The following is a 12,110-nucleotide window of genomic DNA, read 5'->3' as shown; positions in this document are numbered from 1 at the left end:
TTCTCTAAAGTTCAGTTGTCGGCAACAAGTACGACTTAACTTACAGGAAATTAATCATGAAATTTACACTTATCAAAACTATCGCTCTTAGCTCACTATTAACATGTTCAGCTGCTGCAATGGCTGATCAAAGTGATTACAAATTAATGGTTATTGAAACTGCAACAGCGCCACAGCCACTTGAGCAATCATTTAATAGCTGCGCACTGAATGTTAAGTCAAAAAATTATGCGCAAGCGGAAGCAATTTGTACTAAAGCAATCGCACTTTTAAAAGACGCAGATGGCCCTAAATTTAAAGTACGCCAACTTACATCATTCGCATTAAGCAACCGTGGTGTTGCACGTTTAAAAGCGCATAACGATACAGCTGCACTTGCTGATTTATACGAAGCATCAAAATTGTCTAACAGCTCAATGGTATCGCACAACTTAACTCGCGCTAAAGAAGAATTATCGTTATAAAAAACCTTTATAACGTGTTTTATAGAGTGCTTACTAAAGCATGATATAAAATTGCGAGAGTAAAAAAGCCGATGTTGGATTAAACCCCAACATCGGCTTTTTTGTGTTTATTAACTTTGTATTGTGTTATACCAATCCGCAATAATACATAATCATTTTGCGGGGCTAAACGTGTCGCTACCTGCGTTAAAAAATTATCATTTAGAACAACCAAATAGCGAATTTTTTGCCTAGCTATCAACACGTTTTTCCATCCTCAAAATAGACCACTTAATTAAGCGAATTGGTATTATTAAAAATAAAAATATGTATTTTGCTATTTATTGTTTAGTGATTTTCATGGTTTTTAACTAATTGTAATTACTAAGTATTTTTACAGGTGTTAGACTAAAGTCTATAGGTTAGATTTATTCACTTATTAGGTTTGTTTTTATCGTTTGTGGTAATTGAGCTAACACTCTAAAGTTTAGTTGTCGGCAACAAGTACGACTTAATTAATTAGGAATATAATCATGAAATTTACACTTTTAAAAACCATCGCTCTTGGCTCATTATTAACTTGCTCAGCTGCTGCAATGGCTAATCAAGGTGATTATAAATTAATGGTTATTGAAGACTCTGTAACTGCAGCACCCGCATTTGAAAAATCATTTAATAGCTGTGCTTTAAATGTTGAAGCAAGAAACTACGAAGAAGCAGAAGCTATTTGTACACAAGCAATTGCATTGCTTAAGCAAAGCCATGGTCCGCGTTTAAAAGTACGTGAACTTACATCGTTTGCATTAAGTAACCGTGGTGTAGCACGTATTAAGGCTCAAAAAGACACTGCTGGTATTTCTGATTTATATGAAGCAGTTCAAATTTCTAAAAACTCACTTGTAACGCATAACTTAACTCGCGCTAAAAAAGAGTTATCTCTTTGAGATTAACTTTATAGCTTGAATTAGCTGTAAAATTTGCGAGTAGCAAAACCCCACGTTAGGTAAAGTTTAACGTGGGGTTTTTGTATTTGTATTAAAAACACATTTGCTTACAAAAAACTCTCTACCACCAACCCCCTTTAAACTTGGTACATATAGCTTATATTAGTGAATAAAAGTGAATAGTGTGTTTATTTAATTAACAAATGTAAGAGCTAAATATAACATGCTGTGTCACTATATAGGTACAGGGCATGTTAACTTGTTGCCATCCCCCCATAAAAATTCAATAAATTTCTGTTGTTTAAATTTATACCAACCTGCATAAATCTTTGAGTAACTTAACAAATTAAATTGCACTATAACGTCGTTAAAATTTTATTTAGAACAACTAGATATAAAAATTTTTGCCTCGTTCTAGCGTAATTTTTTAACGTTAACTAGGTCCCATAGATAAGCAGGTTGGCATTACTTATTTTGTATTAAAGTAACTTATAACAATATGATTTTTAATAATAATTAAAGTGCAAAAAAGGAAGTCTTAGTATGTTTTTTAAAAAAAGTCAGTTAGCTATTTCATTAGCGTTTACGCTAGGCCTTTTTGGATGTGGTGGCGGTGATAAGGCGGCCGTTGTAGAGCCAGTTGTAGCTAAGCCAGATCCCGTAAAAGTAGATCCCGTAGAAGTTAACACTATCTCTCTTACTGGAAAGGTCATTGATGGTTATGTATCTGGTGCAATAGTATGGCTGGATATTGATGGCGATGGTACTTTTAATGAGCAAACAGAACCTTCTGTAGTATCTGAAGAATCGGGTAATTATAGTTTTAATTTTACAGAAGAGCAGGCGCTGTGTGTGCCGTATTCAACTATGTACGTTGATGTACCGGTTGGCGCAATTGACGAGGACTTAGGAGAGGTAACACAAGCGTATCAAATGTCATTTCCACCCTCAATTGAGGCTTTGACTGATGAAGATATTCGAAATATATCGCCTTTAACAACCGTTATTTGGGAACAGTTGAGCCTTCAATTACAAAAAAGTGGTAACAATAATTTAAGTTGTGATGCACTTAAAGAAAATACTGAGCTACTTGCAAACCTTCAAAGCGAAATAACAAATGTTATGCAAAACTTGGTTGCGCATTATAATTTGTCGACAGAGCAAATTTACTCAGATTTTATCGCTACTAACGACAGCGACGCTTACGACAGAGCACAAGCAATTGTTAAGGGACTAAAAGCGGCCTATAAATTCAAGCAAGAGCTAGATGCTCAGTATCCTGATGCAGAAGAAGTAAGAGCAGTGATTTACCAAGACACAGCAAAAGATGCAGAGTATGGATTTGAAAATGCATGGTACCGCGATAAAGTTATTTTTGCAGGCGCTGAACTTATTTATGAGCAAGTAAAGCTTCAAAATACAGACGAACTCGACAAAATTGACGTTATTTTATCTCGATTGGATTCAATAGATACGCCTTGGGGCGAAGAATCGTTAAATGGAACATTAACAGTTAGAGACGATGTTTACATTAACGCCGATCGTACTTACCGATGCTCTAGCATTGAGAACGTTAGTTTTGAGCAAAGCAATGTGCTTTATGGCGTTGATAATACAAGCCCATCGGTTAACTTTTCTACAGCTGATGAATGCGTTAGTGCTAATTTAGATACACCGTTCGAGCGAGGTTTTAGCATTAGCTATACTGAGTCAGGATCGTTTTACCAAACTGACTTTGCCTTTAGAGAGGAAAATGCCGACTTTCAAACATTATCTAATTGGGTAAATGTTAAAGACAAAGCTGCTGACTTAGAAACTCAAGATTTAGTGACCGTACTCGCTGCTATGCCCTATAAGTTTGATGACGAAACATCTATTGATGCTAGCTTTTGGCGTAAATACAAAACCACAGACAACGTACGTATTATTAAAACAATTGAAGGGAAATGGTTTAGAGATACCCGCCGAGAAGATGGAACAATGCTGCATGAGTGCGGTGAAAATGGTGTTGACTGGGTGCAATGCGAATAATTTAAAAAGCACTTTAATAAATATTAGCTTAGTGCCAGTCAGTTAATAACTGACTGGCATTTTTTTGTTTGAAAAAGCTTACTTTTATGTGCGGTTATAACTGTATACCTGATGAACTTTATTTTTAATCTGTTTTTTACTCGGGTTTACTGTAAAATTACTGGGTTAACATTTGTTAAGCGATGCTTACAATTGTTATTGCTCATTAAGTATTTAAACTAATTTAAGTAGAGCTTATGATTTTTTATATTATAGGGTTAAGTTTACTTGTTATTATTTTATGCGTTGCACTTTATGTAATTTACAGCAACGTACATAAAAGTCGGGTAAGAAAATCCAAGGAATACAACGTACTGTTTGATAAAGACACGATAGTTGATGATTTAATCACTCAACTAACAGAAAAAAATCAAACACAAGAAAACCAAGATAAAACAGCTAAAGGTAAAGAAGAAATCCTTGCAACATTCGTTGAGTTACATCGCTCTGGTAGCTTTTGCGCACATTTGAGTGAACAGGAAATTATTTACTTTGTTAAAAAGAAATTAAACATGGAGAGTAATAAAAATGGATAGCGAAAAAGCAGTCCCAGCAGTAAAAAGTGACTCATTTATGAGTCGATTTGGTCGTCGTAATGTAATTATAGTGTCATCAATTGCTGTTGTATTGGTCGTGATAGCAACCCTTACATCGCAAGTTGTTTCGTGGAATGAAGCAGATGAGCGTTTAGTGCATCAATCGGCTTTTACAGGTAACTTAACCGTAATAAATCAAGCCGGCCCTTACTTAAAAGCATTTGGTAGTACATCCGCTTATAAAAAAGTAATTTCGATTAACTTTACTGGCGATGCCGGTGCAACAGCAAGCGCAATTGTGCCATTAATTCCGATTCGATTTTTAGATACCACAACAGGTGGAGCACGAGGTGTTTCTCGTTTTAGATTACCAGGCAATGTACCTGCAGCAGAGTCGGGTGCTCTACGTGGTTTACTTAAAATACACGAAGAGTTTGGTTCACAAGAAACATTAATATCTAATTTATTAATGCGTGCGACCACTGAAAATGTAAAAGCGTCGGCGCGTATGATGTCGGTAGAGCAACATTACTCTGGTGGTAATGGTCAATTAAGCCAAGATTTTGCTGATCAATTAACAAACGGTATTTTTGTTACTGAACAAATTATTAGTACGGGTGAGCGCGATAAATCTGACGATTTAGGTAATTTAAGTAAACAGCAACGTGTCACTATTAATATTAAAATGGATGATGAGGGTAATACACTGCGTAATGCACCTATTTTAGGCGCTTACGGTATTACAGTAGTTGATGCCAGCATTATTGATATTGACTACGAAAGCAAAGTAAATGCTCGCCTTGAAGCCCAAAAGCAGGCTGCTGCTGATGAAGCGCTAGCGCGTCAAAACCTTAAAAAAGCAGAGCAACAAGCGCGTACTGAAGTGGCTTTAGGTGAACAAGCAATTGCTAAGCAACGTGCTGAATCTGAAAAGCTAAAAATCAAAGAGCAAATTGATGCTGAACGAATTAAGGCAAATGCTATTATTTCTGCCCAGCAACGAGTGGCTGTAAAAGCGGAGCTTGCAAAAGAGCAAGAAGAGATTTTAAAGCAACAACGTTTAGAAGCATTAGGTATGGACGTTTTAGCTGAGGCTCGTTTAAGAGCTAAGTCTGCTGCACTTGATCCAAAGTATGTATTTGATGAAACGCTAAAAGCAGAAGTTAAAATTCAAACCGCTTTATTTACAAGCCTAGGTAATAGCCGTTTAGTGCCTGAAATTGTAATAGGCGCAGGCCAAGGCGAGCAAAGTAATGGCTCTGAATTTATGCGTTTATTAGCCGCCGATGCTGCATTGAGTCTTAAAAAGCGTTTAGAAAAAGAGAAAAAATAAACGATTAGTTAAGTATTTCACAAACAATAAAAACGTTGGCTGATTCGCATTGGCCAGCGTTTTTTATTGCGTAAATTTTGTTATTGTATGGTGCGGCTTAACTTGTGAAAACAAGCTTTTTAAATTATGAAATAAAAGAGTGAGCAGTACTTATGGACCCCAGTAATCAGTTTATTTTAGATTTAGGGCAAGAGCATATTACCATTCAGCGACGATATGAAGCGCTGGGAGCGTTTAACGATTTTTTGATTGCTGTGTGGTTTTTAATTGGCAGTTTTTTCTTTTTAAATGACTCACTAATAGAAAGTGGCACATGGTTGTTTATAGCGGGCAGTGCTCAATTACTTATAAAACCTGTTTTGAAATTGATCAGCTTAGTACATGTTAGTCGGGTATTTCATTCAAATAAAACTTCATAAATAAAACCATAAATACGACTCATGATGAGTTCAGTTATTATGGCTAATAATTTACCAGTATAAGTTATTTAAATATCAAGGATAGAAAAGTGAAAGTACTTAAGTGGATTGCAATTGGAATAGCTACTTTACTAATTATAGGCTTACTAATTCCCGAAAAAATAATGATTCCGGTACAAGGTGCCACAAGTAAAGATTGGAACCATAACACGTTTTGGTACGAGCCTTGGGGTAGGTCGGGTGTGCACAAAGGAATTGATATTTTTGGCACAAAAAATACTCCCGTAGTTGCCTCAACAAGCGGTATTGTTATATTTGCAGGTGAGTTAACCCGTGGTGGTAAGGTGGTTGCGGTGCTTGGGCCTAAATGGCGCGTGCATTATTTTGCACATTTAAATGACTACTCGGTAAGTACAGGTGATGTAGTAAGTATAAACAGTCAAATTGGCTTACTGGGCGATACCGGAAATGCCGCAGGAAAACAGTCTCATGTGCATTATTCTATTTTATCGTTAGTGCCTATGCCGTGGCTTTTTACAACGCAAAACCAAGGGTGGAAAAAGATGTTTTTTTTGAGCCCACATAAAAAACTCACTGCTAAATAATAGTTTTAGCTGTTAAATCAAGATGTTTAACAGCTAAAATCCGTTAATAAACAAGTGTGTATTTAAGCTAAAAATTAGCCTGCAACTGGGGTTTTACCCGCGCGTATATTTTTAATGCTTTTAATAAACATATAAATACAGGTAGTGATTAAACAGCCTGCTAAATAAAACACAATACCGTTGGGTGCATCAGATAAATTTGCGGCGAGCATAGGGCCAAATACCGAACCAATACTATAACTGAGCAGCATAACCTCAGTTGCCGATACTATTTTTGCCATTGGCAATGAGTCGCACGCAAGTGTTATAGCAATCGGGTAAAGTGCAAAGCTGCACGCGCCTAGTATTAAGTAGCTCACTATTAATCCTGCTAAAGTGTTTGCTTGTAATATACCCACAGCACCGGCTGCGCCTACTAAACAAAACATACCCATCAATAAGCTTTTTTCAAGCCGAGTAGATAAGTAACTCACAAGCGGCTGCACGACCATGCCGCCTAAAATAATAACCGCCATAAGTGTTCCTGTGTACTGAGCTTGATCAGCTTGTGCTGAAATATACACCGGCATTAAGCCGTAAATAGGGCCCAGTAATAAGCCCGATGCTAAGCATCCGAGCATAGCTGGGTGGCTTAATGTTTTTATTTCTTTTAGTGGTAGTTTTTCAAGGTGCTGTTTTTCGGGCTGACCTTTGGTTATTAATAAAGGGGCTAAAATAGCTAAAAATAATAACGAGGCTACAAATAAATAAGGCGTTGAACCTTCGGTGCCAAGCGGCCCTATAGCAAGCTGACCAACGGCGCTGCCCCCATAAAGTGAGGTCATGTATAAACCCAAACGTTTAGCACGCGACTTTGCTGTGTTGGTCATTAATAACCAAGACTCAACAACGACAAACACACCGGCAACAGCAACACCTGCTACAAATCGTGCAATTAACCAGTTAACGGTATTTGGTAGTGCAAGTTGTGCAAGCACGCTTGCTATTAATAAGCTTAAAAATAATATAAAGGCGAAGCGATGACCAATTTTTACCACAATGCGCTCTATTGTGGTGGCGCCAATAAGTAAGCCAAAGTAAAAAATGCTCGCAAGCCAAGGCGCTAGGTTTTCATCAAGTTTAAATGCAGGTAACGACAGCGGAATAAGGCTCATTAAAAAGCCTGATGCAATAGCAAAAAATGACAGCCCGATAACGGGTGCTAAAGGGTTATTAGAGGTGCTTGTGGCGGCTGATTCGGCCATGTGTGTTTATCGACTCATCAAGGTAAATAACCACTGTTTTAGAGTTTTAGAGGTTACTTTAATAATAAAATTTGCGCGAATTTAGAGCCAAATTAAAAATAAGTAAAGTGATTTTTTATTAAACAATATAAATAAACTTTAAAACGATCACTTTGGTAAATTATCGGATCTATTATGCTTTTTATTGTAGTTTTTTCATGTAGATATTGTTTTATATTTGTGAGCATTTATGTCTGAATAGAGTTTTTTGTAATGCAAGCAGATAGGCGCATCTCGCATGCTGCACGTCACTTTTTAAAGTTTTCGCAGCAGCACGTAGAGCAATATTTGGATACGCAGTGGGTGCGTAACGAGTTACATAATTTAGATTTAAACTAGATTTAAATTCGGTTTAAAGTTAATTAATGTCGGGTGTTGAGTCTCTTAAAATAAGCTTTGGCTGAAACACGTGCTTTACTGTTATGCCGCTTTTTTTATAAATGTCTTTAAGTACTAAGTTAGCCGCAGCTCGGCCCATTTCGGGAACTGGGTTATCTATAGTAGTCAGTGTTGGGTAGAGGTAATTGGTAAAAATTACGTTATCGAACCCAATAATGGCTAAATCTTTTGGTAGGTTAAAACCGTGTTCGCGGGCGTATTTCATAGCACCCGATGCCATTTCGTCATTGGCACATACAAGGGCGGTTATTTGCGCTTTATTTTGAATAAAATGCCTTAAGCCGTCGCTGCCGCCGGTTTCTTTAAAGTCGCCTATGTAAAATAAGTTTTCGTCAAAGGTTAGGTTGTACTCTGCTAGGGCTTGTTTGTGACCTTTTAAACGATTTGACGCGTCTTCTTTAAACTGCGGGCCTGCTATGTAAGCAATGTTTTTATGACCTTTGTTGATCATGGCTTTAGTGGCTAAGTAGCCGCCCATTACGTTATCGAGGCTAATGCAGTTTTCTTCAATTTCTTTAACGTAGCGGCTCATTAAGTAAATAGGGGTTTTGCCTTTACTTAACTCAATTAGGTACTCGTTTGATACCGCTTCTACGTGGGCAATAATAGCGTCGCAATTACGGCCTATTAAAAATTCAAAGCCGCTTTTTTCTTTTTTCTCGTCACTGTGCCCAGGGGTAATAATAACGTGTTTACCCGCAATACGAAGGTGCTCTTCAATGGCTGACATCATTTGACCAAAAAACGGACCATCCAACTCAGAAACTAAAATACCGACGCTGTTTGTAGTGCTTGACGCCAAAGAGCGAGCAATAGAACTTGGCTGATAGCCTAGCTCTTTCATTGCTTCTAATACCTTTTTTTTAGTTTTTTTGCTTACGTAGTCGTTGTCGTTAAGTACCCTTGAAACAGTTGATAAAGACACACCTGCCATTTCTGATACTTGATAAATTGTCGCCATTGATGTCCTAGCTTATATGTATTTTTACTCGCGCTTTATAAAAAATATAAAATGCGAAGGGTCATTAAAAGTTAATTTACACATTACTGCGTCTAATTGCTAAGTCTTCTGTTATTTTTTGCGTCATCGCTGAAGTAAGCGGATAAATAAGCATCAATGCGGCGCCTAAAAAAGCAAATGCGGCAGGTATCCAGCTCATAAGTAGCTGCATACCAGGTAAGGCTTGTGTAATTGTTAGCTCATCCATACCGTTATAGCCGTAGCCTGCAAGTACCACCAATACTAATGCACCGGCAAATCCACCACCGGTTTTTTGTACAAATGTACCCGCAGAATAAATTAAGCCTGTAGCGCGGCGTTTGTTTTTCCACTCTGAATAATCGGCTGAATCACCAAGCATACTAAAAAATAATGTTGGCATCATCGCGGCAAAAAATTCAGCAGCGCAACCAAAGGTAAATACAGCAATAAGGTTATCACTAGGTACCCAGTAAAATGCAGTAGTGAGTATGCCGCTAAGCATTAATGATGCAATAAATAGGTTTCGTTTACCCATGATTTCGGCCAATTTGCCTGTGGCAAGTGCGCCTAATATAGATACAACCAATAAAGCGATAAAGTATTGCCCAGCCATGAGTTCATTAGCTACGTGGTACTTAAAGTAGTACGCAATTACACCGTATTTTATGCCATTAAACATCATGGTTAAAAAACCAATGCCGAGTAATACCAGCCAAGGTTTGTTGGTCAGAAGATCAACCATATCGCGCTGTGATCCCGTTAAGCTTTGTTTATCTTTATTGAGCAATTTTTTAATAACGAATGTCATTGCGGCCATAACAAGGGCAAAAAATACGCCGCTGTATAAATCGCGGTAATAAAAAAACAGGGTGGTAGCAAGCAAAGGTAGGATTATAAATGGCAGGCTTTTGGTTAAATCAAACAACTCTGATTTTAAATTGCCTTCATTTGAGGCGTGCGGTGTTACACGCTCTTTGGTGGTCGCAAACGTTATAATCATTAAAATAATAAGTAAGCTGGCAAATAGGTACATAGTAAGCTGATAGCCTTTGGCATCGTCGCCGCCACCAAAAAAAGCTACTAGCTCAGGTAAAAAACCCATAACCAATAAGCCACCCGTAAACGCACCTGCAAACCTAAAACCAGAGAGCTTTGTGCGCTCTGTATCGTCTGGTGTCATTACGCCCATAAGTGCCGAGTAGGGCACGTTACTTACGGTGTAAGCAAGCGTTAAACCTATATAAGTTACGTAGGCATAAATAAGTTTGTTGGTGGTGCTAAAGTCGGGTGTAGTAAAACACAACACCATAAACAAGCCCAAAAATGGTGCCGAGTAGAGTATCCACGGGCGAAATTTACCAAAGCGCGACTGCGTTCTATCGGCAATCATACCCATAATAATATCGGTTACGCCATCAGATAGCCTTACCACCAAAAACAACATGGCAGCGGCGGCTGCCGATATGCCAAATGTATCGGTGTAAAACACCGCTAAATAAGCAAGCGCGCCGCGCCATACTAAGTTAGCGCCGGCATCGCCCATGGCGTAACCGACTTTTTCGTATAAAGGGAGTTTGTTCACAGTGTGTGTTCTTATTGTTATAAGCCGATAAATTATCGGCTAGTTATTAGGTTACTGTACGCTTTACCGCTGGCTTTAACAGTTCGTTTTTGTGTGTTGTAGTCTACGTGTACTATTCCAAAGCGCTTTAAATATCCCTCTGCCCATTCAAAGTTATCCATTAGGCTCCACGCAAAGTAACCATGTACTTTTACGCCTTGCTCAGTTGCGTTATGTAGGGCATTTAAATGCTCGTGGTAATATTCAATACGGTCGTTGTCTTTGATTTCACCGTCTTTAAATTCGTCAGCCATGGCTGCGCCGTTTTCGGTAATATAAATAGGCGGTAGGGTGTATTTTTCGTTTAACGATACAAGTAATTCTGTCAGCGCTTTAGGGTAAATTTCCCAGCCTATATCGGTCATTGGCGCTTTATGTGGCAGCTCATGGTAAAAGTCGGTTTCGCTTGCTTGATAATGCATGCGGGTGTAAAAGTTAACCCCTAGGTAATCTAGCGGTTGAGCAATTATTTCCATGTCGCCATCTAAAATATCTGGGCGGTGGGCTTTAGGTAATTGCTTAATAATATCAGGGTATTTACCTTGCATTACAGGCTGCATGTACCATTGGTTTATATAGTCATCAGCAAATGCGGTGGCTTTTAAATCGTCTTCACTTTGGGTAACTGAGTAACAAGGCGTAAAGTTAAGTACAATACCGTTTAGCGTATTTGGGCTATTTTTAGCAAGTACTTGCATAGCCAAACCGTGACCCAGTAATAAGTGGTGCGCGGCTTTACGACCAAATTCGCGACCTACTATGCCAGGTGCATGTACGCCTATTTCGTAACCTAAGTAAGAGCTGCAAAAAGGCTCGTTTAAGGTAGCGTAAGAGTGCACACGTTCCCCAAAAGCTTTGGTAATTAAATCTGTGTAATGTGCAAATTCGTAAGCGGTGTTACGGTTAAGCCAGCCACCTTCGTCTTCAATATGTTGTGGTAAATCCCAGTGGTACAGCGTTACAAAAGCTTTAATGTTACGACGTTTTAATTCATCTAAAATGTCGGTATAAAACTTAACGCCTGTCGGGTTTAAGTGACCGCTTTTAGTCATTACGCGCGGCCACGAAATCGAAAGTCTGTAAGCGTCTACACCTAATGATTCAATTAAGTTTATATCGTCTTTCCAGCGAGTGTAGTGCTCGCAGGCTACATCGCCATTTGAATTGTCGACTATTTTGCCTTCTTTACTGCAAAAGGTATCCCAAATACATGGCAGGCGATCAGCTGCGCCGCCTTCAATTTGAAATGAGGCCGTAGCTACACCATAAGTAAAATTTTTGGCTAAAAGTGGTGAGCCACTAGGTAAAGATAATTGTTTCATTAAGAGAAAACCTCTGCTTCTTTTTTGGTAAAGTTTGCTTTGTATAGAGCGTATATTAAATTCATTATTGGAAGCGCTTCCATATTTAATTTGATTAATCACTAAGTATGGTATTTAATAACTTTAAGGAAGCGCTTCCATATTTAGGTTAGT

Annotated in this window: 11 protein-coding genes and 1 pseudogene; 8 read left to right on the top strand and 4 right to left on the bottom strand. The window is 38.2% G+C overall.

Going from position 1 to position 12,110, the window contains the following annotated elements; all coding sequences use genetic code 11:
* Positions 1-56 precede the first annotated feature (56 nt).
* From RB214_RS09790 to RB214_RS09760, 7 genes are all read left to right on the top strand, one after another.
* Positions 57-464: a hypothetical protein gene (locus tag RB214_RS09790; protein WP_309166471.1), complete on the top strand. Its 408-nt coding sequence runs from the start codon at positions 57-59 to the stop codon at positions 462-464.
* Between the two features lie 512 nt (positions 465-976).
* Positions 977-1,387: a hypothetical protein gene (locus RB214_RS09785; RefSeq protein ID WP_004336087.1), complete on the top strand. Its 411-nt coding sequence runs from the start codon at positions 977-979 to the stop codon at positions 1,385-1,387.
* A gap of 543 nt (positions 1,388-1,930) precedes the next feature.
* Positions 1,931-3,418: a hypothetical protein gene (locus RB214_RS09780; RefSeq protein ID WP_309166467.1), complete on the top strand. Its 1,488-nt coding sequence runs from the start codon at positions 1,931-1,933 to the stop codon at positions 3,416-3,418.
* 236 nt (positions 3,419-3,654) lie between these two features.
* Positions 3,655-3,993, top strand: coding sequence for a hypothetical protein (locus tag RB214_RS09775; RefSeq protein WP_008137861.1), 339 nt, complete (start codon positions 3,655-3,657; stop codon positions 3,991-3,993).
* Positions 3,986-5,326 carry an SPFH domain-containing protein gene (locus RB214_RS09770; protein ID WP_309166465.1) on the top strand — a complete coding sequence of 447 codons (1,341 nt, stop codon included), beginning with the start codon at positions 3,986-3,988 and terminating at the stop codon, positions 5,324-5,326. The genes RB214_RS09775 and RB214_RS09770 overlap by 8 nt, the downstream gene beginning before the upstream one ends.
* A gap of 152 nt (positions 5,327-5,478) precedes the next feature.
* Positions 5,479-5,745, top strand: coding sequence for a YrhK family protein (locus RB214_RS09765; protein WP_002961829.1), 267 nt, complete (start codon positions 5,479-5,481; stop codon positions 5,743-5,745).
* 89 nt (positions 5,746-5,834) lie between these two features.
* Positions 5,835-6,350: a M23 family metallopeptidase gene (locus RB214_RS09760; protein ID WP_309166463.1), complete on the top strand. Its 516-nt coding sequence runs from the start codon at positions 5,835-5,837 to the stop codon at positions 6,348-6,350.
* A 74-nt stretch (positions 6,351-6,424) separates the two neighbouring features.
* Here RB214_RS09760 and RB214_RS09755 read toward each other — a convergent pair whose 3' ends face one another.
* A complete protein-coding gene (locus RB214_RS09755) occupies positions 6,425-7,594 on the bottom strand; it encodes an MFS transporter (protein WP_309166462.1) in 1,170 nt (389 codons plus the stop codon).
* A 243-nt stretch (positions 7,595-7,837) separates the two neighbouring features.
* Between RB214_RS09755 and RB214_RS09750 the strand changes: the two are divergent.
* A pseudogene (locus RB214_RS09750) lies at positions 7,838-7,972 on the top strand (LysR family transcriptional regulator); the annotation flags it as partial.
* 19 nt (positions 7,973-7,991) lie between these two features.
* On the opposite strand, the gene RB214_RS09745 reads toward RB214_RS09750, so the two are convergent.
* The 3 genes from RB214_RS09745 to RB214_RS09735 form a co-directional block, all read right to left on the bottom strand.
* Complete coding sequence (locus tag RB214_RS09745; protein ID WP_007583313.1) at positions 7,992-8,993, bottom strand: LacI family DNA-binding transcriptional regulator; 1,002 nt, start codon at positions 8,991-8,993, stop codon at positions 7,992-7,994.
* Positions 8,994-9,069: 76 nt separating this feature from the next.
* Entirely contained in the window at positions 9,070-10,596 is a 1,527-nt protein-coding gene (locus RB214_RS09740) for an MFS transporter (RefSeq protein ID WP_007583314.1), read from the bottom strand.
* 32 nt (positions 10,597-10,628) lie between these two features.
* Positions 10,629-11,957 carry a GH1 family beta-glucosidase gene (locus RB214_RS09735; protein WP_039488175.1) on the bottom strand — a complete coding sequence of 443 codons (1,329 nt, stop codon included), beginning with the start codon at positions 11,955-11,957 and terminating at the stop codon, positions 10,629-10,631.
* Positions 11,958-12,110: the final 153 nt, after the last annotated feature.

It is taken from the genome of Pseudoalteromonas sp. HL-AS1, assembly GCF_031198785.1.
Classification (GTDB): Bacteria; Pseudomonadota; Gammaproteobacteria; order Enterobacterales; family Alteromonadaceae; genus Pseudoalteromonas; species Pseudoalteromonas distincta.
The sequence above is the reverse complement of the archived record's forward strand: the minus strand, read 5'-3'. Positions and strand labels throughout refer to the sequence as shown.

Bases quoted from the DNA above. Each gene is read 5' to 3' on its own strand.
- RB214_RS09790 (WP_309166471.1), top strand. From the start codon at position 57: ATGAAATTTACACTTATCAAAACTATCGCTCTTAGCTCACTATTAACA.
- RB214_RS09785 (WP_004336087.1), top strand. From the start codon at position 977: ATGAAATTTACACTTTTAAAAACCATCGCTCTTGGCTCATTATTAACT.
- RB214_RS09780 (WP_309166467.1), top strand. From the start codon at position 1,931: ATGTTTTTTAAAAAAAGTCAGTTAGCTATTTCATTAGCGTTTACGCTA.
- RB214_RS09775 (WP_008137861.1), top strand. From the start codon at position 3,655: ATGATTTTTTATATTATAGGGTTAAGTTTACTTGTTATTATTTTATGC.
- RB214_RS09770 (WP_309166465.1), top strand. From the start codon at position 3,986: ATGGATAGCGAAAAAGCAGTCCCAGCAGTAAAAAGTGACTCATTTATG.
- RB214_RS09765 (WP_002961829.1), top strand. From the start codon at position 5,479: ATGGACCCCAGTAATCAGTTTATTTTAGATTTAGGGCAAGAGCATATT.
- RB214_RS09755 (WP_309166462.1), bottom strand. From the start codon at position 7,594: ATGGCCGAATCAGCCGCCACAAGCACCTCTAATAACCCTTTAGCACCC.
- RB214_RS09745 (WP_007583313.1), bottom strand. From the start codon at position 8,993: ATGGCGACAATTTATCAAGTATCAGAAATGGCAGGTGTGTCTTTATCA.
- RB214_RS09735 (WP_039488175.1), bottom strand. From the start codon at position 11,957: ATGAAACAATTATCTTTACCTAGTGGCTCACCACTTTTAGCCAAAAAT.